The organism is Humibacillus sp. DSM 29435 (assembly GCF_001758225.1).
In the GTDB taxonomy this organism is placed as follows: domain Bacteria; phylum Actinomycetota; class Actinomycetes; order Actinomycetales; family Dermatophilaceae; genus DSM-29435.
Genome location: NZ_MAST01000045.1, coordinates 252376 through 275137, shown reverse-complemented (window position 1 = coordinate 275137; position 22762 = coordinate 252376). Strand labels below are relative to the sequence as shown.

Annotated in this window: 20 protein-coding genes; 7 read left to right on the top strand and 13 right to left on the bottom strand. The window is 66.6% G+C overall.

Features of this window, described 5'->3' with window-relative positions; genetic code table 11:
• The first annotated feature begins 210 nt into the window (after positions 1–210).
• The 4 genes from BA895_RS19300 to BA895_RS19285 all read left to right on the top strand — a co-directional run bounded on the left by BA895_RS19300 (position 211) and on the right by BA895_RS19285 (position 5072).
• Complete coding sequence (locus BA895_RS19300) at positions 211–1089, top strand: sulfotransferase (RefSeq protein ID WP_175442388.1); 879 nt, start codon at positions 211–213, stop codon at positions 1087–1089.
• Between the two features lie 223 nt (positions 1090–1312).
• Positions 1313–3280 carry a glycosyltransferase family A protein gene (locus tag BA895_RS23285; protein WP_139142784.1) on the top strand — a complete coding sequence of 656 codons (1968 nt, stop codon included), beginning with the start codon at positions 1313–1315 and terminating at the stop codon, positions 3278–3280.
• Positions 3277–4188, top strand: a complete 912-nt coding sequence (locus tag BA895_RS19290; protein WP_070193487.1) for a sulfotransferase — start codon at positions 3277–3279, stop codon at positions 4186–4188. Before BA895_RS23285 ends, BA895_RS19290 begins: the two co-directional genes overlap by 4 nt.
• The gene (locus tag BA895_RS19285; RefSeq protein ID WP_070193486.1) at positions 4185–5072 is read left to right on the top strand and encodes a sulfotransferase domain-containing protein; all 888 of its coding nucleotides are present in this window, start codon (positions 4185–4187) and stop codon (positions 5070–5072) included. The genes BA895_RS19290 and BA895_RS19285 overlap by 4 nt, the downstream gene beginning before the upstream one ends.
• A gap of 131 nt (positions 5073–5203) precedes the next feature.
• Here the strand turns inward: BA895_RS19285 and BA895_RS19280 are convergent, their stop codons facing one another.
• The 3 genes from BA895_RS19280 to BA895_RS19270 all read right to left on the bottom strand — a co-directional run bounded on the left by BA895_RS19280 (position 5204) and on the right by BA895_RS19270 (position 9508).
• A complete protein-coding gene (locus tag BA895_RS19280; protein WP_175442387.1) occupies positions 5204–6697 on the bottom strand; it encodes a lipopolysaccharide biosynthesis protein in 1494 nt (497 codons plus the stop codon).
• Between the two features lie 116 nt (positions 6698–6813).
• Positions 6814–8049: a hypothetical protein gene (locus tag BA895_RS19275; protein ID WP_139142783.1), complete on the bottom strand. Its 1236-nt coding sequence runs from the start codon at positions 8047–8049 to the stop codon at positions 6814–6816.
• Positions 8042–9508, bottom strand: a complete 1467-nt coding sequence (locus BA895_RS19270; RefSeq protein WP_139142782.1) for a hypothetical protein — start codon at positions 9506–9508, stop codon at positions 8042–8044. The genes BA895_RS19275 and BA895_RS19270 overlap by 8 nt, the downstream gene beginning before the upstream one ends.
• A 399-nt stretch (positions 9509–9907) precedes the next feature.
• Here BA895_RS19270 and BA895_RS19265 point away from each other — a divergent pair, with 399 nt between their 5' ends.
• Both BA895_RS19265 and BA895_RS19260 read left to right on the top strand, forming a co-directional pair.
• Positions 9908–10351, top strand: a complete 444-nt coding sequence (locus BA895_RS19265) for a UDP-N-acetylglucosamine transferase subunit ALG14 (RefSeq protein ID WP_254666563.1) — start codon at positions 9908–9910, stop codon at positions 10349–10351.
• 23 nt (positions 10352–10374) lie between these two features.
• Entirely contained in the window at positions 10375–10941 is a 567-nt protein-coding gene (locus tag BA895_RS19260; RefSeq protein ID WP_139142781.1) for a glycosyltransferase, read from the top strand.
• On the opposite strand, the gene BA895_RS19255 is transcribed toward BA895_RS19260, so the two are convergent.
• The 5 genes from BA895_RS19255 to BA895_RS19235 form a co-directional block, all read right to left on the bottom strand.
• The gene (locus BA895_RS19255; RefSeq protein ID WP_083283549.1) at positions 10930–11754 is read right to left on the bottom strand and encodes a polysaccharide deacetylase family protein; all 825 of its coding nucleotides are present in this window, start codon (positions 11752–11754) and stop codon (positions 10930–10932) included. The two genes, BA895_RS19260 and BA895_RS19255, sit on opposite strands and share 12 nt — an antisense overlap.
• Complete coding sequence (locus BA895_RS19250; protein ID WP_139142780.1) at positions 11751–12908, bottom strand: hypothetical protein; 1158 nt, start codon at positions 12906–12908, stop codon at positions 11751–11753. The genes BA895_RS19255 and BA895_RS19250 overlap by 4 nt, the downstream gene beginning before the upstream one ends.
• Complete coding sequence (locus BA895_RS19245; protein ID WP_070193481.1) at positions 12905–14248, bottom strand: hypothetical protein; 1344 nt, start codon at positions 14246–14248, stop codon at positions 12905–12907. The genes BA895_RS19250 and BA895_RS19245 overlap by 4 nt, the downstream gene beginning before the upstream one ends.
• A 268-nt stretch (positions 14249–14516) precedes the next feature.
• Positions 14517–15488, bottom strand: a complete 972-nt coding sequence (locus tag BA895_RS19240) for a hypothetical protein (RefSeq protein ID WP_139142779.1) — start codon at positions 15486–15488, stop codon at positions 14517–14519.
• A gap of 394 nt (positions 15489–15882) precedes the next feature.
• Entirely contained in the window at positions 15883–16239 is a 357-nt protein-coding gene (locus BA895_RS19235; RefSeq protein WP_139142778.1) for a hypothetical protein, read from the bottom strand.
• Position 16240: 1 nt separating this feature from the next.
• Here BA895_RS19235 and BA895_RS19230 point away from each other — a divergent pair, with 1 nt between their 5' ends.
• Positions 16241–17524: a hypothetical protein gene (locus BA895_RS19230; protein ID WP_139142777.1), complete on the top strand. Its 1284-nt coding sequence runs from the start codon at positions 16241–16243 to the stop codon at positions 17522–17524.
• Positions 17525–18042: 518 nt separating this feature from the next.
• Here the strand turns inward: BA895_RS19230 and cysN are convergent.
• The 5 genes from cysN to BA895_RS19205 form a co-directional block, all read right to left on the bottom strand.
• Positions 18043–19296, bottom strand: coding sequence for a sulfate adenylyltransferase subunit CysN (gene cysN, locus BA895_RS19225; RefSeq protein ID WP_083283568.1), 1254 nt, complete (start codon positions 19294–19296; stop codon positions 18043–18045).
• Positions 19297–19300: 4 nt separating this feature from the next.
• Positions 19301–20215, bottom strand: a complete 915-nt coding sequence (gene cysD / locus BA895_RS19220) for a sulfate adenylyltransferase subunit CysD (RefSeq protein ID WP_070193476.1) — start codon at positions 20213–20215, stop codon at positions 19301–19303.
• Entirely contained in the window at positions 20212–21024 is an 813-nt protein-coding gene (locus BA895_RS19215; RefSeq protein WP_070193475.1) for a 3'(2'),5'-bisphosphate nucleotidase CysQ, read from the bottom strand. The genes cysD and BA895_RS19215 overlap by 4 nt, the downstream gene beginning before the upstream one ends.
• Before the next feature lie 319 nt (positions 21025–21343).
• On the bottom strand, positions 21344–21958 hold the full coding sequence (pth, locus tag BA895_RS19210; RefSeq protein ID WP_070193474.1) for an aminoacyl-tRNA hydrolase: 615 nt from the start codon (positions 21956–21958) through the stop codon (positions 21344–21346).
• Between the two features lie 78 nt (positions 21959–22036).
• Entirely contained in the window at positions 22037–22723 is a 687-nt protein-coding gene (locus BA895_RS19205; protein WP_070193473.1) for a 50S ribosomal protein L25/general stress protein Ctc, read from the bottom strand.
• Between the last annotated feature and the right edge of the window lie 39 nt (positions 22724–22762).

The window sequence follows — 22762 nt, the reverse complement described above, 5'->3', positions numbered from 1 at the left end:
GCGGTTGATGAGCAGGCCGCGAGAAGCGACAAAGCAGCTACGGACACGACGACGGGCAGACGACGCAAGATGTGAGGTTCCGTTCGGAAAAGAGTGGTCGATGGGCTCCCGGCGCTTGACATTCCCCCGGTTCGCTCAGGTTACCCGGGCCTCGGGACTTGTTTGGCCGAGTCGACAAAGCCGACCCGGATGCGTGTCACGATGGGCCCCATGCCACTGCGGAACCTGCGCTCGCCTGCCCGTCCGCCCATTCTCGTCACGGGCGTACCCCGCTCGGGAACGACGTGGCTGGCTCGACAGCTGGCACTCGCGCCCGGCACCGCGCTCGCCGGGCGAGAGCCGATGAACCCCCGCGGATCCCAGTACGGTCTCGGGGGCACACTGCACGCCTGGACCCGGCTCAACCAGCCCAGTCGCCACCAGCAAGCCGTTCTGCGCACGGCCTACCTCGGGCTGAACCCCATGGTCTACAGCCGCTACGGCGTCAGACAATGGGCGGCGCCGGTGCCTGGTGTACGAGTGATCGTCAAGGATCCGTTCGCTCTGCTGTCCATCGAGACCCTGCACCACCAGACCGGCGCGCAGGCCGTGGTGGTCGTACGCCATCCGGGGGCCATCCTCGCGAGCTATCGCAGGATGGGATGGTCTCCGGATCTGGAAGAGCTGGACCCGATCGCGCAAGCCAGGCTCGGCGCCGATCGTGCGCTGTCACCGAGCGGTGACGCCGCAACCGACATGGGCGCCTTCTGGGCTGCGCTGCACGACATCGCGATTGCCGACATCGACGCCACAGGGGCCCTCGTCGTCTTCCATGAGGACATTGCCACGGGTGGCGTCGAGGCTGCCCGGCTGCTGTACGAGCGGCTCGGGCTCCGAATGACCCAACGATCCGAGCTGGGCTGGGCGCCAGTCAAGGCCGAGGCCGCCGATGCCGCTCGACTGCACAACTTCGACCGAGACTCCTCGACTGTGGCGCGCGGCTGGCGCGCGGCGACCGACGAGCACGAGCTGGCCGCCCTCGAACACACCGCCGGATCGACGCTCGAGCACCTGCGGGCCCGTGCCATCGACCTGGGTCCTGGAGCGTAGCGCGGTCTTTCTGGGTCAATCGTGGCAGATCACTGCGAAGCGGCCGGGCTTTGCCTAGCATGAGTCCAGGTGAGAAGCCGATACCCAGTTCGGTCGCGGGCGCAGTGCGCCTGAGTGGACAGAACGCCGACGTGGTGTCGAGGTGCCCTTTGAGGCCCACGAGCCCTCACCTGAGACGTACGAATCCGAATCAATCTTGGGGCGATGGAAAACAGTGAACAGCGTGAGTAGCCAGCCCTCAGACCTTTCTGAGCCCAACCGTCAGGAACGACCGACGGTCATCTACATCGCGGGTGCGGGCCGCTCCGGAAGCACCCTTCTCGAACGCACCCTCGGCGCGATGCCTGGACACGTGAACGTGGGCGAGCTGCTGGACCTCTTTCGGAGGGTGGCCCGGGCCGATGAGCGTTGCGGTTGCGGTGAGCTGTTCAGCGAGTGCCCGTTCTGGACCGAGGTCGGTGCTGTCGCCTTCGGTGGTTGGGACGATGCCATCCTGACGGAGTTCACCGAGCTGCAGGTGGCCGTGGCCCGACAGCGGCGAATGCCGGCTGTTCTCCGGCAGCAGGTGCAAGCCGCTCCTTCTCCTGAGCTGGCCCGGTACCGCTCGCTTCACCGGTCGCTCTACGCGGCGATACTGCAGGTCGCAGACGCTGACGTGGTGGTGGACGCCAGCAAGTGGCCGTCACAGGCTCTTGCTCTCTGCGGCGACGACATCGACCTCAGGGTGGTCAACGTCGTGCGTGATGTGCGAGGCGTGGCCTACTCGATGGGCAAACGCGACGTCATCCGGCCCCAGTCCGGTGCCTCCGGTGTGGTGGAGATGGATCGTCGGGGCGTGGCCGAGGCGGCTGCTCGCTGGACGTTGACGCAGGCTGAGACGAAGCTCGTCTCACGGTTCGCCGAACACCACACCTCCCTCGCGTACGAGGACCTGGTAACCCACCCACGTGAGAGCGTGAGCCGGGTGCTCACGGATCTCGGTGTTCCTTTCGATCCCGAGTGGCTCGCTCATGTCGGTACCGACGCCATCGACCTCCCGAGCAGCCACGGCCTCTCAGGCAACCCCTCACGGTTCGCCCACGGGTCGGTCGCACTGCGCCACGACCTTGCGTGGACCACGAAGATGCCGCGTTCCCAGCGACTTACCGCCACGGCAATCGCTGCGCCGATCCTGATCACCGACCACCTGACGAAAGCAGCCCGAGGAACACCGATGACTATCGACAAGGGTGTGACATCACACCAGTCCCCCCGCCCCGAGGATGCATCTCGCGAGTGGCCACTGGTCTCCGTCGTCGTGACGACGCGGGGACGGCCCGAGCTCGTCCGTGAGACCCTCGCCGGCATCGTGCAGCAGGACTACCCCGGAGAGATGGAGATCCTCGTGGTGCACGACCAGGAGGAACCAGATCACACTCTGACGGAGATGGGCGCTGCAGGACGCACCGTCGAGGTGATGCTCAACACTGCGCACGCCCCCGGCTTGGCGGGCGCTCGCAACAGCGGCCTCGACGCGGCGCGAGGTACCTTCATCGCGACCTCGGACGACGACGACGTCTGGCACCCCGGGAAGCTTCGCGCCCAGGTACGGCTCCTGAGCGACGAGCCTGACCTCCTTGCGGTCGGTTCCGGCATCCGACTCCTGTTCCCCGGCAGGGTCGTGGAGTGGCCGGGCCGGTCACCACGGATCTCCCAGAAGACGTTGTTGCGCAACCGGGTCAAGGAGCTGCACTCATCGACGTTGGTGATGCGTAGGGAGACCTTCGCCAGGGCGGGACAGTACGCCGAGAACCTTCCACACGGCTACGCAGAGGACTACGAGTTCCTGCTGCGTGTCGCTCAGGTGGGCGCCATCGGTGTGGTTCGCGAGCCGCTGGCCGACATCCGCAAGGACAACCAGTCGTGGTTTCTCCAGCGGGCAGAGAACACCAGCGAGGCGTTGACCTTCCTGCTCAAGCTTCATCCCGAGCTCAAAACCAGCCGGCCGGGTCACGCGCGCATCCTGGGCCAGATCGCGTTCGCCCAGTCGTCGTTGGGCCACCGTCGCGCAGCCTTCAAGCTGTCTGGACAAGCCTTGCTGAGGTACCCCGTCGCGCCGCACGCCTACCTGGCGTTGGCACAGGCCACGACCGGTGTCGACCCACGACGAGCCCTGGGGCTCGCCCGCCGGTTCGGCCGAGGTCTGTCATGAAGCCGAGCGGACGGCTGCCGAACTTCGTCTACATCGGCCCCGACAAGGCGGGATCCTCCTGGCTGCACGAGGCCTTGTCGCACCACCCTCAGATCAAGCTCTCGGAGGCGAAAGACCTCTACTTCTTCGACCGCTTCTACTCGCGCGGTGAACAGTGGTACGCCAACCAGTTCCGAGGCACCGAACCACAGCACGTTGTCGTCGGCGAGGTGTGTCCCGACTACCTGGCCTCCCCAGAGGCACCGGCCCGCATGCACCACGTGATCCCGGAAGCCAAGCTCGTTGTGACACTTCGCGATCCGGCCACTCGAGCCTTCTCGTCCTACCTCTACATGCGCAAGCACGGTGAGGGCCCCAGTACCTTTCGTGAGGCGCTCTCGAGCTTCCCGGACCTCCTCGAGCACGGACGCTATGGCACCCAGCTGAGTCGCTTCCAAGAGTTCTACTCCGGGGACTCCCTTTTCGTGGGGCTCTTCGACGACCTTCGGACCGACCCCCAGGGATTCATCGACGGGCTGACCGACTGGTTGGGCTTGAACCGCAATCCCCTGCCCGACGGCGAGCTGGAAGCCAGGCTCCCAGCGAGCCGGGCCCGGGTGCCGCTGCTGGCGTGGCTCGTTCGTCGGAGCGCCGACTTCGTCCGCACCCACGACGGCGCCAAGATCGTCGGAAGGATCAAGCGGTCACGTCTGGTGCACTCAGTTCTCTACGAGCCGCTTGGGGAGGATGCGCCGGTACTGGCCGACGACGACCGTGACCTGGTTCGAGACACCTTGATGGACGAGGTGGTGGAGGCGGAAAGGCTCAGCGGACTTCCGCTGCGCGAACGGTGGGGATGGCCGGTGGCCGGCCGCGCATCGCAGCCGACCACATCGGCTGCACCGGCTGAACGGCAGGAGCGTTCATGACGCCGTCGATCCGCAAGTCGGTTCCGCAACCGCTGCAACGCGCCGGCCGAAAGCTCTACGTGTCAACCGGCTCGATGTCATCGGGCCTTCGCGTCAAACCGGACTTCATCATGATCGGTGCCTCACGCGGTGGCACAACCTCGCTGTTCCGGGCCCTGATGGAACACCAGGACGTGGTACGTCCGACCTTCCACAAGGGCATCAACTATTTCGACCTCAACTACTACCGAGGTCCGTCGTGGTACGCGGGCCACTTCCCCACCCGTAGGGCAGCGTCCCGGAAGGTCACGCCCGGTCACCAGCCGCAGGTCTTCGAGGCGAGCGGCTACTACATGTTCCACCCGTTCGCGCCCGAGCGCATGGCTCAGGATCTGCCTTCCGTCAAGCTGGTCGTGATGCTGCGCGATCCCGTCGAGCGGGCCTACTCCGCTTACCAGCACGAAGTGTCACGGGGTTACGAGCACGAGTCTTTCGACCGTGCCCTGGCGCTGGAACCGGAACGACTGTCCGGGGAGGTCGAGCTGATGCGGCGCGACCCGGCTTACGAGAGCTTCCCCCACCGTCACCATTCGTACGTCGGTCGCGGTGAGTATGCCGCACTGCTCGAACGCTGGCTGTGCCACTTTCCTCGAGAGCAGATCCACGTCATGGCTTCCGAGCTCTTCTTCACCGAGCCCGAGACCACGTTCGAGAACCTCGCTCGCTTTCTGGGACTCTCCCCGCAGCCGGGGATGAGGTTCAAGCGCTACAACGCCGAGCCGCGCAGCGGCATGGACCAGCAGACGATGAAGCAGCTCGACGACCACTTCGCACCCCACAACGAACACCTGGCCCGGCTGCTCGGTGACACCTGGCGACCCCCGCCCTGGCTACAACGTCGTTGAGTCACGCGAGGGTGCTCCACTGAACCGGAGATGAGCCCCGCAGACGAGCAGCTTCGCCCCCGAACCACCGAGCAGCGCCGTCTGGCGCGGTGGTCCGGGGGCGAAGCTGTCACACCTGGCCCGGGCCTCGGTCAGCTCGAACGAGTGCGACGCCGGCCGGCACTGAGCAGGTCCACCAGCGCTGTCTGACGACGCGTCACCCACAACATCACGGCGTAGACGAACCCGCTGACGACGGCGGCAACGGCGAGCGACTGTGCGCCTTGGCCCAGTCGGAGCTGAATGCACCACGGGAGCAGGCCCATGAAGACGGTGGCCAAGCCCATCGAGACCAGAGCCCCGCGCCCGAACGGATGCAGCTTGAAGGCGACCGACACCTGGATCAAGGGAATCAGGTTGGCCGTGACGATGGCGACGGCCCAACCGACAGCCGCTCCCACGATTCCGTAGTGCGGGATCAGCAGCAGGTCCAAGCCGATGTTCACCCCGAAGGCGACCAACACGTTGGCCAGGTTCCAGGTCGTCTTACCGGCCATGGTCAGCACCATGCTCACCATCCCGCAACCCGTGCCGACGATCATGCTCACCGACAGGATGAGCAGAACCGGCCGACCGTCACCGTAGCCCCCACCGAACACGCGAAGAATGGTCGGCGCGAAGATGATGAGGAAGAAGTAGATGGGCCAGGCGCCAATCACCAGCCACCCCGTGGCCGTCTGGTACAGCTCTCGTGCTGATCGCTGGTCGCCTCGACCCAGCGCCTCACCGAGCAGTGGCTGCACCGCCTGTGAGATCGCGCCGTTGGCCAACAGTCCCAACGACAGAAAGCGTGTTGTCGCGGCGTACACAGCGGCGGGACCGACCCCGGCCAGGGACGCGACAAGGATGATATCCAGACGTTGCATCGCCACCTGGGCAACCCCGGAGAGCCCGCGCGGCAGAGTGAACTTCCAGAAGGCCCGGCGGGGCAGGTAGCCGGGGTCAGGTTTCGCACCCCCGGTGGCTCGAAGGCTCATCTTTCGCCACGCCCACCAGGCCAGGACGGCCGCTGGGAGATACGGAATGGCCCAGAACGTCGGCATCTGGTCGGCTGAGATCACCCAGGCGGCGACCGCGACCAGACCGAGCTGAAGCAGGGGACGTAGCAGCTGGTCGAGGATGGCGTTGGCCTTCATGCTGCCGAGGCCTCTGGTGCCCGACAAGGAGACATTCAGCACCGCCGCAAGGGGCACGAAGGGCGCAAGCCAGCGAATCGAGCTCGCCACGGCACTGTCGACCGGGCCGTTGGACATCAGCTCAGCCAGCGGCTGAGCCCACACCCACATCGCAACGGCCAGGGCGACGCCCAGGATCAGAACAGGGCGCATCCCCAGCCGCATGTAGACGCCGGCGTTCCGCAACGACCCTGTACCGCGCGCTCGGGAGATGAAGTAGACCACGCCGGTGTTGGTACCCAGCTGACCGATGTTGGTGGCCAGTAGGAACAGAGCGGTGGTCGTGAAGAATGCGCCCGCCTCAGCCTTCGAATGGCCATTCGTGACCACGGCCGCGAGCGCAAAGGCCGACAGCCCGGAGACGAGTGCACCGGCCAGGTTGAGCGCCCCACCGCGGGCAGCGCGCGCCACGTGCCTCCCCCCAAGGCCCCCGTCCTCGCTGGCAGGGCCCGGCTGAGGGGCGCTCACGCTGGGGGGTTGAGTTCCATCTGCTGCCTGGGTTATCGGCTGGGTGGGCCTCACTTTGTTCAACGCTCTCTTCCTGGCCCGCGTTCATGCAACAGCTGGTCCACCACGGGGAAGAGCCAGTCGTCGAGGCGACCGAGGCGGGCGCCCGCTTCTTCTTGACCGTCCACGGCGTAGCGGCACCCAAGAGTGAGGAGATAGACGAGAGTCGTGATGGTGGAGGTGACCGCATCGTGACCCCAGGGCGCGAGAATCTCCTGACGACGACCCACGTGCTCGGCGGTGACCCGAGCGGCATCCGAGCCCGGAACACGCAGGGATCGCTGGATCTGCAGGTGCAGGGCGTCCATGCCCAGCGGCACGCCCCGCTGTAGGCGCTCCCAGTCCCAGACGTTCACCACGTCACCCGACCACGACATGTTCCACGGGGTCCAGTCACCATGCCACGCTCCGGTGGCGACGCTCAGGTGTCCGAACGACTCTCGCAACCGGTCGAGGGCCCCCACGAGCAACCGGCCCTGTGGTGAGGACAGTGCTGCCGCGTTCGAACGCAGGCCCTGAAGGTGATCGCTGTCACCCACAGCCACAGAATCGGTACCGAGCGCCTCGCTGATCTCGACCATCGCCTGCTGCACCAGCGTGAGTGGAGCCGGCCTGCTGGTGGAGGTGTCGAGGGGCGAAAGACAGAGGATGCGCAGGTCGCCCCAGGTCTCCTCGTGCAGCACCTGCGGAACCTGGACGGCCCGGAGCGGAGCCGCCCCGATGCGAGTGAGGGCCTTGCCCTCAGCGCAGACGAGCGACCGCGTCAAGGGGTTGATGCCCACCTTGACGAAGGCAACCGTGCGGCCGGCGGCGTTCACCACGTTCAGCACCGGCTTGCGGTTGGCCCGTGGCGGACCGAGGTGGATCGAGGTGGTGAGAGTCTCATCGAAGATGGCGCTGAGACGTGCGATCAGCGACGGGGCGCCGGCCTCCTCCGCGATCGCCACGCCGGTCGGAGTGAACCGCAGCAGCCCGGCCCGAACGCCACCGGTGAGAGCCTTTCGGCGCAGTTGACCCATCAGGCCCGCCTTGCCGGCGGCGCCCGACAGCGCGTCTGCGGTCGAACCAGATCGGTTGTCGGGCACCAGCCGGGTGGGCCGGACGGCGTTGGGCAGCACGGCAAAACCCCGCTGCCTCAGGCTCGGCCCGGCTGTGGTGACCTGATGTGGAGGTGGCCAAAGCAGTCGGACGATGTCCAACGTCTCGTCGATGGCCTCGGTGCCGTCAGTCAGTGAGCTCGCGGGCCGATCAGTCACGGAGCGCATGGGAATCTGGAACCGCCGGGGCGCCGACTCGCGTGGAGGCGGCTTTTCGGTGGCTCGTGGCCACCACACGACCGACCAGGAGGAGCCCGAGTGACGGAGCCCCCAGGCGAAGCATGCGCTCGCGGGCCAGGCGGACGCCCGGGACGGTGGAGCGGTTCTCGCTCGCCACCAGCACGGTCGCATCGGCGAGCGAGGCCCCGACATCGCCGTCAGCGGTCCCACAGGGGGCCGCAGCCAGAATGGTGAAGTCGTTCGTGGCCCGCAGCTTCTCCAGGCGAGTCCGGACCTCGGGGTTGTAGAAGTCGTGCGGTTGCCCGTCAGCACGGATGACCTCCACGCCCGCGATCCCAGCGCCGTCTCCGGTCGACTCGGCCGTGGCACCCAGCTGCTCGAGCAGCCCCGGTGCGGACGAGTCCAGATCGACGACGCAGGCGCTGTATCCGGCGAGGGTGAGGGTGGTCGTCAGGTTGTAGGCCAGGACCGCAGTGGGCTTGGCCGGGCGAAGGCTGGTGAAGGCGACCACAGTTCCGCGTCCGGCCGACGTCGTGACCGCCGTGCGAAGCTGTCGGAAGGTCTCCAGGAGCGACTGCATGTCAGCGGAGGCCGCGTCGGAAGGGTCCAACACCTGCATCGGAACAGCGGCGGCCGCCAGGATGGGCAGGCCCTCGACCACCGTGGTGTCAGCGCTGCGGATGCGCTTGTCTCCCAGCTGTCGGGCCACTGCTGCCAGCAGGCCCAGGACCATTCCGAGAATGGCACCGGCCGCGACCAGGACCCAACCGGGAACCCCGTTCTCCGTCGTGGGGAGAACACCGGTGCGGATGACCGTGCCCGGGTCCAGCGAGACCGTGCCCGCTGTGCTGATCGAGTTGTTGAGGGACGCGACGCGCTCGGCGTACAGCTGTAGCTCTTGGGCGGCATAGGAGCGCGGGTCGGTGTCGCTGGCTGCCTGGGCAGCGGCAGTCTTCAGGGCAGCATCAGCGGCCTTCAGCTGGCTCTGCAGCGACTTCGTCTGTGCGTCCGTCGCAGCCTTGGCGTTGCTGGCTCGGAAGCTCAGGAACGCTTTGGCATACGCGTTGGCGCCAGCCTCTGCTCGGGTTGCGGTCGGCGCGGTATAGCTGACCACGACGATCTGCGTGCTCGGTGGCACGGTCGCTGCGACGGCGTCGCCTGTTGCCGGCAACGAGCCACCCGCGAGTGAGCTCGCTTTGGCAGCCACGACCGGCGTGGTGACGAGGGACACCTCGGTGGTCATCGCGATCGTGAGCTGGTTCGCGTTGGACAGCCCGATCTGCGGTGACAAGGAGTTGCCGGGGCTCGGACGCAACAGCACCGAAGCTGATGCCGTGAACGACTTCGGTGAGAGTTTCGAGAAGCCGAAGCCGGCAACCCCTCCGAGGAGGGCGCACACGATAACCACCGGGAAGTACCGACGGACTGCTGCTCTCACCACCGCAGCAAGCGTGGTGGTGTTTGACTCGTCGGATAGCAAGGATTCCTCTTCCATATGGTTTGGGCAACAGGGCGAGTCTAGACGGTGGGCCGAAGGCAAGATGAGCGTTTTGGAATTCTTGTCAAGAGGCTCTCCTGCTGGCCCGGTGGTGTCGCGGTCGATTCCCCGACCACGGCAGTGCTCGTTCCCTAAGATGGGGCGCGAGACTCGCGCGGCCACAAGAGCGGTGCGTCCAGGACGGACCCAGGACTCACCCATGACGTATCAATGGCGCGTCCGTGACGCATCCATGACGCATCCATGACGCATCTATGGCCCACTGAGAGACGAATCGAGATGGAGAGAGTAAGCATGCCGATGGGCACAGAAGATGTAGGGGACGGCAGGCCGTCACGCGTGTTGCTCATCGCTTCGAGCGGAGGGCACCTCGCTCAGCTGCTGGCACTTCGCTCATGGTGGGAGCCGCTGGACCGTTCATGGGCCACGTTCGACACCCCTGACGTGGTCTCCCAGCTGGAGGGCGAGAAGATCGACTTCGTGCGCCACCCAACCACTCGCAACGTGCCGAACCTGCTTCGCAACACCGTGATCGCGTGGCGCCTGTTACAGACGAGACGTCCGGATCTCATCGTGTCGACAGGGGCGGGCTCAGCCATCCCGTTCTTCCTCTTCGCCAAGGTGCTGGGGATCCCCAGCGCGTACATCGAGGTGTACGACCGCATCACCTCACGAACGGTGACCGGGCGGATCTGCCGTCCCCTGTCGTCCGCCTTCTGTATCCAGTGGGACGACCAGAGTGCGCTGTACCCAGGCGCGCACGTGATCGGACCGTTGCTGTGAGCCGGCTGACCATCGTTGAGACGGTGGGATCAGATCATCATCCCTTCGACCGTCTCATCGGCTGGACCGACAGCTGGGCCGCGACTCACCTGAACGACATCGAGCTCAGCGTGCAGCACGGTACGGCACGGGCCCCCCTGCACGGCGAGGCCATGGCGTACCTGCCCCACCCCACCCTGATGCGGCTCATGGAGAGCGCGGACGTGGTCGTCACGCAAGGCGGCCCGATGGGCATCGTCGAGACCCGGCGCATGGGCTTGAAGCCCATCGTCGTGCCACGTCTCAAGGCCTTCGGTGAAGTGGTCGACGACCACCAGGTCGACCTCTGCCGTCGACTCGCCGATCGTGGCGACATCTGGCTGGCCGAGGATGAGCGCGCTTTGCACGCGGCCCTCGACGCTGCCATCGCGGACCCATCTGTACTCCGCTTCGACCCGGTCGATGCCGAGGCCGGCGTCGAAGAGTCCGTCGCTCGGTTTGCCGCTGTGGTGGCGAACCTGCCTTCTCGGTCTGGTCCGTTGGCCTGGTTCACCTCAAGGAAGCGCGGGTCCCGCAGTCACGACTCGCACGAACGGCCGTCACCGCAGTGACCGGCTCAGGGCCGCTGACTCTTTCTTCTTGAGCCCGGCACGCCGCAGCCCCCGGGAGGCATGGTGGCGCAGCAGGGCCTTGGTGCGCTCCTGGCGCGTGGATGCCCGTCCACTCATGAGCACCACATCAGCTGCGCTGTGACTCCCGGTCACGGTCAGTCTGGGAGTCGAGTAGGGGTGGTCATCGCCACTGCTGACCACATCTGAGACGACGCACCCGTTCGTGTACCCGAGGTGGGCTGTCATCTGCCGCACCTCACGCGTCGAGTAACCGAAGGGATACGCCATCGAGGTGACCGGCACTCCGAGACGATCCTCGAGGGTGACCTTGGGCACCATGAGCTCGCGCGCGAGAACCTGGGGAGCGAGCAGGTCGAGCTGCGGATGGGTGTCGCTGTGAGCGCCGACCTCGACGCCACCAGCCGCCAGCGTCTCCAGGTCGGCCCAGCTCAGCATGGGTCGGTCTGCCTCACCCTCAGGAGCCAACCAGCGGCTTCTTCCGCCGATGAACCGCGTTGTCATGTAGAGCGTGGCGGTGAAGTCGTGAGCCTGCAGGATCGGTAACGCATTCTCTGCGAAGTCGAGAAAACCGTCATCGAACGTGAGCGCGATCGTCTTCTCAGGGAGCGCAACGCCGGCCGCTCTGGCCGCAGCGAGGTGCGACATGGTGATGCTGGTGAAGCCGGCGACGGCCAGCGCGTGGATCTGCGTCTCAAACCTTTCCGGCGAGACGACGAAGTCACTGAACGCGGGCGTCGAGCTGGTGGCTACCGAGTGGTACATCAGCACTGCCACGTCTGACGACGACGTCACGACCCCACCACGATCAGTCCCACGGTCTCGAGCTCTGCGGCGGTCGAGCGACGCTCGAAGGCCAGGACGTCCGCGACGCGGGTATCGGAAGGGGCGACGAGCACCACACGGCCTGACGTGCCCGGATCGGGGTCCCAGCTCAAGCCGTCCAATGCGGCTGCCACCTGCAGTGAGTGCGCGTCTCCCAGCGGCGCCAGAACAGCGCTGATCGGCGAGAAGGCGCGCAGCGAGGCCACCGCTTCTGCCAAGGCGGGATCCTGGGGGTCGATGGTGCTGCCGTCGCGGTCGGCAGAGCCGACCTTCACCCGGCTGATGATCGGCACGGCCTCACGCGAGCGCGACCACTTTCGACGGCGCGGGCTGACCCGCCGGAAGGCTCCGTCGAACAGGACCGCCAGGAAGAACCAGATGGCCAACCCGATCGCAACGCCGGAGGCTCCCTTGATGACCCATCCGTCGTAGTTGGGTTGGGCGCTCGTCTCACCCACGAGCTGGCCGACGTCAAGAGAGTTGTTCGCGAGTCTGTTGCGCGTCGTAACGACGTATCGCAGGTCGTTGTTGTACTTGCTCAGCGCGCTCTTAGTCACGTCGATGCGCAGGCTGCGGTCTGCCGGAACGGTCTTGTTCATGGTCGAGACGATCTTGGAGATGTCGGCGTAGCGCTGTTGCAGCAGCGCCAGCTGGGCCGTTTTCGACGCGCTGAGCAGGTCATAGCGTGCCAACAGGTAGGCCTCGCTCGCCTTCTGCGCAGCCAAGGTAGCCCTGGCCTCGTCGGGAAGCGTGACGTGCAGCACCAGGATGCGGGTGTTCGGCAGCGCTGTGACCCGCAGCCGGGAAAGAGCCTCCGCCGTTGTCATCGGAGTTCCGGCCGCGGCCTGGATGGCTTTGATGACTCCATCCGACCTGATCAGCTGGGCCTCCGTGTCGAGGGAGAAGTCGATCGTCGCCAGCTCGCCGCCCGCGTCGGTATCACCGTTGCGGATGTCTCGCACGAACACCCGCTGATGGGCCTCCACCGGGGTGCCTTGCCGCGCTTGCAGACCGACACCCACCAACGAACACGCCAGCACGAGTAGGACCAGCGCCACCCAGTGTCTCTTGACGATCTGGACGTAGCCGTTCAGTGGCACATCCGCACTGACTGGGGACTTCACAGCGACTCAGCCTCCACCCGGGCTCGCCACATGAGTCCGACCGCCGCGAGGATGACGAGCAGTGAGGTGTCGACCGTGTTGTAGAAGGGCGAGGTGATCAGGTGCATGGCCACGGCACTCAGCCCGGCCGTGGCATAGATCGACCTCATCCAGAAGTGTCTGAACAGCTGGTAGAGAAAGAACCCGAGGTAGGCGATCGCCCCACCGAAACCGGACGCGAAGAGCACCAGCCAGAACTGGCCCTGCGTTCCCAACGGCGGTGGCGTGCAGCGAGGGCAGTCGGCGGTTGCTCCCGCAGCGATGGAGACCCAGTTACCCGCTGGGTCGCGGGTCGTGCCGAAGCCCACCACCGGTGAACCCTGCCACGTGCTCTCGAGCGTCTGGGTGCCCAGGTTGGTGCGGCCGGTGTTGCTGTTTCCGTTGTCGAGGCGTACCGCGATCAGATCCCCGAGCGGCGACGCGACAATGATCGACGCTGCCAGCGCGGCAGCCACCAGAGCGCCCACGAGCACCAGCGGCCGGCCCTGCAGCGCCATGCGCACGACCAGCAGGAGACCGCAGAGGGTCAGCGCGAGCCATAGCCCGCGGTTGAGGGACGAGATGATCGGGATGATGGCCAGAACGAGTACGCCGACGCCAACGACCCGTCGCGCCTGGCTGGCGCGGTGAAACCAGCCGACGACGAAGAACGGCAGGGTGACAGCGCAGTTGACGCCCCAGGAGTTGGTGAAGGCGAAGGGTGCGCTCGGTCGGCCTTGCTCATAGCCGAGAAAGTCCTGGATCTGGGCGGCCGTTGGGTGAATGAGGTTCTGGAGGAAAGGCGACTTGCCTTTGCTTCCCAGCACAATCTCCAAAACAGAGTTGAACTCGAACTTCGGGGCGGCCCAGCCGAGCAGTCCCCCAGCAACGATGACGATGAACATTGAGCCGATGACTCTGCAGAACCACAGCAGGCTCAGCTCCTCGCGCATGTTGCCGACATAGAGAAGCACGACGGTTGCCGCGAGAAACCACAGGTAACGGAAGGCAAACGTGAAGTATCTGGCCATGCTCGTGGTGGGAATGGCCTCGGGAGCGGCTACCTGAAGCACCAGCACGCCGACCAGCAGCCAGACGAGAAAGAGCAGCCAGAGGCCGAAGCCGCGAGGAGCCCTCAGCTTTCCTCTGGACCGCAGCTCGATGGCCAGCGGAATTGCGACCCCGATCGACACGAACGGAGCGACTCCCAGAACCCACCAGAGGGGGTAGAAGGTGAACAGCGCGACCAGGGGCCAGCCGACGGGCAACAACCGGCGTCGTGACGGAGCCTCCAGGGACGCCGTCTCGCGGTCTGTCAGCATCTCCCTCAGCTGCAGCCCCGCCCTCGGTGTTGCAACCATTGGGTCGTCGGTTTCCTCTCACGTTGCGTCGGCATCCGTGGTGATCCCGCTTGGTCACGGTACCTCCTCCGCGACCGCTGTCAGGGCGGATGCGGTAATTCGCCCTATACGACCTGCGGGCGCGGATCAGACACCGACGCGCCCCTTCGAAGCCAGGCTTCGAAGGGGCGCGGTGTGGTGCTGGCCTGACCGCTCGCCGTGAGCGGTTCGGCGTCTGGTCAGAGAGTGGTCAGAGACTGACCGAGTAGGGACTGGTGATGAGCGTCCTCATGGCGTTCAGCCGTTCGGTGTCCAGCTCCCAGCTTCCGAAACGGCTGTGCTGGTAGGAGTTGAAGTACGACATCGACACCACGTTGTGGGTGCGGCACCAGTCGAAGGCGTCCCGCATCCAGGCAGCGGCCAGTCCCGGGTTCTTCGGGTCGGTGCGGCATCCGTACTCGCCCAACACGATGGGCCGGCCGTTGGCGTAGGGCAACGTCATCGACATCTTGTCGCCCAGGGACCGCCACTTGAGGCCGTTGGACTGCGACCAGGCGTTGTAGCAGTCGGTGCTGAACACCTTGGTCGTGGTGGGCACCCAGTCGGCGGGCTTGCGCCCTGAGCCGGGGTCGAACGTGAACTGCATGAGGATCGGCACCATCGTCACGTTCGGCGCCACGGATGCGGCCAGCACCACGGCGTGGTCGTACATCGAGCGCCAGTCCTGCGGCTTCATACCATTGCCACCGGTGTCGTTCTCGGGCTCGTGGTGCAAGGTCAGGAAGACCGGCTTCTTGGCCTGCGCCAGCGCGGTGAGCAGAACCCGCAGCCAGGCGTCCTGCTTGCCGGCCGCCATGTTGCCCCACGTGTCGGGGACCTTCGTCGAGACCGAGGGAAGACGACCGTTGGCGTGGTCGTCCTTGACCTGCTGGAGCAGACCCTTCTGGCTCTTGGGCACGAAGTACCCTCGGTGAACGCCGACCTTGTGCTTGAGCTGCGACTCGAGGGTGGACAGACCGTAGCTGGCAACCACGGACGCGCCGTAGTAAAGCTTGCCGGAACCCGGGTCGCCGGCGAAGCGGCTACCGGCGGCCTGCTGGGCGGCCTGCGGGGTGGCCTTGGATGGACGGGCGAAAGCGGTGACCGGCACGGCCGACGCAAGGGCAAGAGTGCCCAAGGCCGTACCGCCGCGCAGCACACCGCGTCTTGTTAGGGGAGTCATGGGCGGCGACAGTATCGGTTAGGTAACGAAACGCACAATCACCTGCGCTTTGAGCGTCCATATGCTGGGACCGACTCGAAGGGTCGGCGACCGGCTGAGGTCGACAGATCGGGACGATCTTGGCCACGCCAAGGTGGCGAAATCGAGGGTATCGACGTCTGCGCCGGGGTATGTTTCGGCTGGGGAAAATTTCTTTCGGCGTTCGCGCCGCGCTCAGGTGCAACGCCCGAACGGCGACGCACCGACTAGTCACTTTGGGGATACGAATGCGCACGAGCAGAACCGTTGTGGGGACCCGGAACGACGGTCATCGGAGGGGGTTGGCGACTCGAGCCGGGGCGCGCGCTGCTGCGGTCGCGCTGGCTCTCGTGCCGCTGGCCTCGGTGACAACGGCCTACGCCGACGACACCCCGTCGGTGTCGGCGGACACCAGCTCGTCGTCCCCGACCGCCGCTGACCCGGTCGAGTCGGCGGCACCGGAGACGGCCCCGGCGGAGGCGCCCGCTGCACCGGAGACGCCCCCGGCGGAGGCGCCGGTCACGACACCGCCCGTCACGACACCACCCGTCACGACACCGCCCGTTACCACCCCCGCCAGCACGCCGCCGACCACGACTGCTCCCAAGCCGACGACCAAGCCGACGACCAAGCCGACGACCACGCCGACGACTCCCAAGCCGACCACCACGCCGACGACTCCCAAGCCGACCACGCCGCCGAAGGCCGCCACTGGTGCGGGTCTGGTTCTCACCGTGAAGAGCTCGGTCTTCGTGGACGCGAACGGCAACCGGCGCACCGACGCTGGTGAGAGCTTCCGGGTGGTCTGGACCGTCACCAACCGCGCCGAGACCAAGGCGTCCGCTCTTGCTCTCAGCAGTGGCACCGGCACGTCGACGTGCGCGGCCAGCACGATCGCTCCGGGCGCCTCGGTGTCGTGCACGACCGTGCGTTCCGTAGGACAGAGTGACGTCGACGGGGGCGCCGTCGCCGTCACGGCGAGAGCCACCGGCACGATCGGGACCGCCCAGTCGACCACCGCCTGGCTCAAGGCCGCCAAGGACATCAAGGCGGTTCCCGGCATCCGAGTGAAGCAGACCTACAACCTCACGCTGGATGCCGACGGGAACAGGCGGGTCTCGGTCGGCGACACGGTCGGCTTCGTGTACGACCTGTCCAACTCGGGCAACGTGACCCTCACCTCGCCGGCCATCACCAGCCGTCTGCTGCGTGACAGGGGGCTCACCATCACCTGTCACTCCGGCTCGCTGAAGGCCAACACCCCCGGGCAGTCGATCAGGTGCTGGTCGCCGGGCTACCGGGTCAAGTCTGCTCAGGCGGTGATGGGCAAGGTCGTGAACACTGCCGTCGTCTCAGCTCGGTCCAAGGACGGCCGGACCACCGCGAAGGCGGTGTCCACCCTGGTGATCTCCCCGATCGCCAACCGGGTGCGGGTCACGCCCTCCAAACCCGTCAAGGTCGACCGGCCACCCAAGGCTCCGCGGGTTCCGGCTCCGAAGCCTGGCATCTCGCTGGTCTCGCGCATCACTCACGTGTCCGATGAGTACGCCATGAACGGTGTGACCGATGTGGGTGACAAGGTCACCTTCCAGTTCGTGGTGAGCAACACGGGCAAGCTGCAGCTGAGCCACCTGTCTGTCACCGACAGCCTGCTGACCAAGCAGTCCATCCGCGTGGTGTGCCCCAGCACGGCGGTTGCGCCGGGGCAGAGCATGACGTGTTCGGGTGACAAGCCCTACGTCGTCACGAGGCAGGACTTCGCCAGCGGCAAGCTCATGACGGTCTCCGTCGCGCGGGCGACGGTAGACGCCACCGGAAAGAGCATCGGGGTACGAGCCAAGCTCTCCCGGCCCCTCGCCGTGAAGCTCGATGAGACCCTGGGGTCCTCCGCTCTGGCCATGACCGGCTCTTCGGCCCTGCCTGCCATCACCATCACCGGCGGCATCCTGGTGCTGCTCGGTGGCGGATTCGTTGCCGTCGGCACTCGCCGCCGGCAGCTGCAGGCCCTGCACGGCTGACACGTAGTGGGCTCCCCTGTCGGGTTCGACAGGGAAGAGGCGCCATCAGGACAGAGGTCCTGCTGGCGCCTCTGTGCTTTTCGCACGCTCGGAGAAGGCTCGGACAGCGCGCAAGTGGGGGGCGCGGCCGGTCGCCAGCCCGGGTGACCGGCCCGATATCAGGCCCGGTGACCGGCTCGGTGACGCGTCACCGAGCCCCTGGGGGCCTGGTGTCCCCGCGGCTGGGCGGCGCACCGGAGAAGGCGACCCTTGCGCTCCCTCAGCACCTCACGGCGGTCGGGTGGCTCGGGACGGAGGCTAACCAGTCCAGCTCCAGCAGCGTTGCGCTGCAGGAGGTCTCATCGAGAACGAGTGCTTCGTTCAGTCGATGGGTCACTCGGTGGCGCGAGCCGTTCGACGACCGGCGGGCATGACAGTGCCCCGGTCAGGTCTCGGTTGGATGGGCGGTCCGCACGCGGACTCGAACCACCCAGTCGAACTGTTTCCTGACCGGGGCACCTCACGACATGCGCGCGAGCTCAGCTGGCCTCGGTGATCATGCCGGCTGCCACCGTGCGGTTGGTGCCCTCGTCGACGAGCACGAAGCCACCGGTGTTGCGGTTGCGCGAGTAGTCGTCGGCCATGAGCGGAACCGTCGTGCGCAGGCGCACCCGGCCGATCTCGTTGAGCGTCAACTCGTTCGCCTCCTCATCGCGGTGCAGCGTGTTGACGTCGAGGCGGTACTGCAGCCCCTTGACGATCGTGCGCGCAGTGCGTGTCGTGTGCTTGATCGAGTACTTGGCGCCGACTCGCATCGGAGCAGACTCGTCCATCCAGCAGATCATCGCGTCGATGTCCTGAGCGACGGTCGGCTGGTTGTTCGGCCGGCAGATCATGTCCCCACGCGAGACGTCGATCTCGTCCTCCAGGCGAACGGTCACCGACATCGGTGCGTAGGCCTCGTCGACCTCGCCATCGGCCGTTTCGACCGAGAGGATCTTGCTGGTGTAACCCGAGGGCAGCACGATCACCTCGTCGCCCTTCTTGAGGATGCCGCCGAGCACCTGGCCCGCGTAGCCGCGGTAGTCGTGCCACTCATCGGACTGCGGGCGGATCACGTACTGCACCGGGAAGCGCACGTCGATGAGGTTGCGGTCACTGGCGACGTGCACGTTCTCGAGGTGGTGCAGCAGGCTCGGCCCCTCGTACCAGGGCATGTTCGCCGAACGCGTCACGACGTTGTCGCCCTTGAGGGCAGACACCGGCATCACCGTCAGGTCGGGCACCCGCAGCTTCGCGGCGAACTGGGTGAACTCCTCCCGGATGTTCTCGTAGACCTCCTGCGAGTAGTCGACGAGGTCCATCTTGTTCACCACGAGCACGAGGTGTGGCACCTGCAGCAGCGAGGCGAGGAAGGCATGCCGACGGCTCTGCTCGACCAGGCCCTTGCGGGCGTCGACGAGCACGAGCGCCAGGTCGGCGGTCGAGGCTCCGGTCACCATGTTGCGGGTGTACTGGATGTGCCCCGGGGTGTCGGCGATGATGAACTTGCGGTTGGGCGTGGCGAAGTAGCGGTAGGCCACGTCGATGGTGATGCCCTGCTCCCGCTCGGCGCGCAGACCGTCAGTGAGCAGCGCCAGGTCGACGTAGTCGTCACCCCGGTCGTGGCTGACCTTCTCGACGGCGTCGATCTGGTCTTGGAAAACGGTCTTGGTGTCGTACAGCAGGCGCCCGATCAAGGTGCTCTTGCCGTCGTCGACCGAGCCCGCCGTGGCGAACCTCAGAATGTCCATCATTTTAGAAGTACCCCTCACGCTTGCGGTCTTCCATGGCCGCTTCGCTGAACTTGTCGTCTCCGCGGGTCGCGCCGCGCTCGGTCACTCGGGTGGAGGCCACCTCGTCGATGACGAGGTCGACGGTGTCGGCCTCGGATCGCACGGCGGCCGTGAGGCTGGCGTCACCGACGGTGCGGTAGCGCACCATCTCGGTGAACACCTCTTCGCCGGGCTTGGGCTGCTTCTTCTCGTGGACGGCGAAGAGCATGCCGTCGCGGTCGAAGACCTCACGCTCGTGGGCGTAGTAGATCGACGGAAGCTCGATCTCCTCACGCTTGATGTAGTGCCAGATGTCGAGCTCGGTCCAGTTCGACAGCGGGAAGACGCGGATGCTCTCGCCCGTGTGGATGCGCCCGTTGTAGAGGTTCCAGAGCTCGGGGCGCTGGTTCTTCGGGTCCCACTGGCCGAACTCGTCGCGGAAGGAGAAGATCCGCTCCTTGGCGCGGGCCTTGTCCTCGTCGCGGCGGGCTCCACCGAAGATCGCGGTGAAGCGGTGCTTCTCGAGCGCGTCGAGCAGCACGGGCGTCTGGATGCGGTTTCGGGTGCCGTCGGGCGGTTCGACGACCTGGCCCGAGTCGATCGCCTCCTGCACGCTGGCGACGATGAGCTGAACCTTCAGCTCGGCGACCCGCTCGTCACGTAGGGCCAGCACCTCGTCGAAGTTGTGGCCGGTGTCGACGTGCATCACGGCGAACGGGATTCGGGCCGGGTAGAAGGCCTTCTCGGCCAGCTTCAGCATGACGATGGAGTCCTTGCCACCGGAGAACAGCAGCACCGGCCGCTCGAACTCTGCGACCACCTCTCGCATGATGAAGATGGCCTCGGCCTCGAGCAGGTCGAGCTGGCTCAGCTGGTAGTCGTGCGCTGGAGAGTTCACTGCTTGACGTCCTCATGAGTCAGGGTGGAAATGGTCGCCAGAAGTCGTTCGGCCAGTTCAGGTCGGCAGATCAACAGGTCGGGCAGGAGCGGGTCGGCCTGGTTGTAGACCAGTGGCGACCCGTCGATCCGGCTGGCGTGCAGTCCGGAGGCGAGCACGACCGCGACGGGCGCGGCCGAGTCCCACTCGTATTGTCCTCCGGCGTGCACGTAGGCGTCGACGTGTCCATCCAGGACCGCCGTCGCCTTGATGCCGGCCGATCCCATCGGAACCAGCGAAGCGCCGAGGGTCTCGGCGAGGCGGCCCACGAACTCGGGTGGGCGCGAACGGCTCACCGCGAGCCGGATGTCGTTGCCGTCGGCCGCGGGAACCGGAGCAGGGGCTGCGGTCGAGAGCGTCGATCCCATGGCCGGCCGGGCCACGGCACCGGCCACCAGCTCGCCGTCCTGCCACAGTGCGACGTGCACGGCCCAGTCCTCGCGCGGCTTCTCGGAGTACTCACGGGTGCCATCGACGGGGTCGACGATCCAGACCCGCGATGCGCTCAGGCGGGCAGCGTCGTCCTTGCCCTCTTCGCTGAGCACAGCGTCGTCCGGGCGGAGCCGGGCCAGCTCGGCCATCAGAAACACGTGCGACCGGCGATCGCCCTCTCGCTTGAGCTCGGCCGGGTCGCTCAGCTGCTCGCGCAGGTCGAGCAGCAGCTGCCCGGCCCCGTCGGCGAGCTCTCTGGCCAGCTCATGGTCATCGAGCACGGGCTCAGCGGCGCCGACTCCGGCGCCGGCAGGCGCCTCGTCTGCGGTGGTCTTCATCAACTCTCGAACTCCTCGTCAACTTCGTGGGTCGTGCCCCGATGGGCGTCCGGCACCCTTTGCGCCATCGCCGCGCGGGCACGACTGTGTCGCGCCCGCCACGATCCCCTTGTTCCGTTCCTTGCTGTCAAGCAGTCCAGCACTGAGGTGGCGTCAGCCTCCCCGCGACGCCGCGACCGTCAGTGCACCGGCGCAGCGCGCGAACGCGTGACCAACTGACTTCCCTCAAGGTATCCAGTGAAATGTGGCCTCGCAGGGAATCGGCGAAATTGGGCAAAAGGACCCCACGTCAGGCTCAGACCTGCACGCTTTCGTCGGCTCAGCGGGGAGCATGGAAGCGTTGCTGAGCGGCCTCCAGCCCCACCTCGATCAGCGCCTCGACGGCATCCGCGGCGTCATCGAGCAGGAAGGGCAGGTTGGCGCGTTCGAGCTTGGAGAAGTCCTTGAGCACGAAGTCGGCAGGGTCCTGTCGACCGGGCGGGCGGCCGATGCCGACCCGCACCCGCAGGTAGTCCTTGGAGCCGAGCGACTGGGTCACCGAGCGGAGACCGTTGTGGCCGCCCTCGCCTCCCCCGCGCTTGAGGCGAATGGCGCCGGCCTCGATGTCGAGCTCGTCGTGCACGACGACAAGTCGTTCGAGTGGCACGCCGAAGTACTTCAGCAGGCCGGCGACCGGGCCTCCGGAGGTGTTCATGTAGGTGCTCGGCACTGCGAGCACGGCCTTGGGCCCCGGTGCGCCGCCCGCGCGGGTGCCCAGGCGCACCTGCGCCACGCTGGCCCTGGCTCGGTGGGCCTTGAACGACGCACGGCTGCCCGCGGCGCCTGAGGCGTCGCGGGCAGCCAGCTCGCCCACGACCATGGCGCCCACGTTGTGGCGGTTGCCGGCGTACTGGGGGCCCGGGTTACCGAGCCCGACGATCAGCCAGGGGTCCATGGTCGGGTTCTCGTTCAGAGTTCTAGGTGATGGGTTCTGTTTCTTGTCACCGGGTCCGGCGCACGCCGGCCTGCGAGATCAGGACTCGTCGGGCTTCTCGGCCGACTCGCCACCAGCACCGGTCGAAGCGCCGTCGGCGGCCTCTGCAGCGTCGTCGTCGGACTCCTCGCGCTCGATGCCGGCTTCGGCCTCGAGGTCGGCGAGCTCGGCCTCCAGGGCCTCTTCCGACACCTGCTGGGTGACGTTGACGACGAGCGCCTCGGCGTCGGTGACCAGCGTGGCACCCTCGGGCAGCTCGATCGCTCCGGCCAGGATCTGGGTGCCGGCGCGCAGCCCCTCGACAGACACGACGACATTCTCGGGGATGTTCGTGGCCAGCGCCTCGATCTCGAGCACGTTGCGGTCGAGGGTCACGTTGGTCTCGGGGGCCGCCTCGCCCTCGAGGTGCACCGACACGTCGACCGTCACCTTCTCGCCCTTGCGCACGACGACGAGGTCGATGTGGTCGATGACCGGCTTGATGGCGTCGCGCTGGACGTCCTTGGCCAGGGCCAGCTGCTCGTCGCCCTCGATGACGATGGTGAGCAGGGCGTTGGCCTGCTTGAGCGCCATCATCGTGGCGTGGCCCGGCAGCGAGATGTGGATGGGGTCGGTGCCGTGGCCGTACATGACGGCGGGGATCTTGTTGGCGCGGCGGATCTTGCGTGCGGCGCCCTTGCCGAAGTCGGTGCGCTTCTCGGCGACGAGCTTGATGGTGTCAGACACGGGGTACTCCTGATGTTCGGGGTCGGCACGAGGTTTGGC

What these genes read in the sequence shown, in the direction of transcription:
- BA895_RS19300 (WP_175442388.1), top strand. Translation starts at nt 211, where the DNA reads ATGCCACTGCGGAACCTGCGCTCGCCTGCCCGTCCGCCCATTCTCGTC.
- BA895_RS19290 (WP_070193487.1), top strand. Translation starts at nt 3,277, where the DNA reads ATGAAGCCGAGCGGACGGCTGCCGAACTTCGTCTACATCGGCCCCGAC.
- BA895_RS19285 (WP_070193486.1), top strand. Translation starts at nt 4,185, where the DNA reads ATGACGCCGTCGATCCGCAAGTCGGTTCCGCAACCGCTGCAACGCGCC.
- BA895_RS19245 (WP_070193481.1), bottom strand. Translation starts at nt 14,248, where the DNA reads ATGCTGACAGACCGCGAGACGGCGTCCCTGGAGGCTCCGTCACGACGC.
- BA895_RS19240 (WP_139142779.1), bottom strand. Translation starts at nt 15,488, where the DNA reads ATGACTCCCCTAACAAGACGCGGTGTGCTGCGCGGCGGTACGGCCTTG.
- cysN (WP_083283568.1), bottom strand. Translation starts at nt 19,296, where the DNA reads ATGGACATTCTGAGGTTCGCCACGGCGGGCTCGGTCGACGACGGCAAG.
- BA895_RS19215 (WP_070193475.1), bottom strand. Translation starts at nt 21,024, where the DNA reads ATGAAGACCACCGCAGACGAGGCGCCTGCCGGCGCCGGAGTCGGCGCC.
- pth (WP_070193474.1), bottom strand. Translation starts at nt 21,958, where the DNA reads ATGGACCCCTGGCTGATCGTCGGGCTCGGTAACCCGGGCCCCCAGTAC.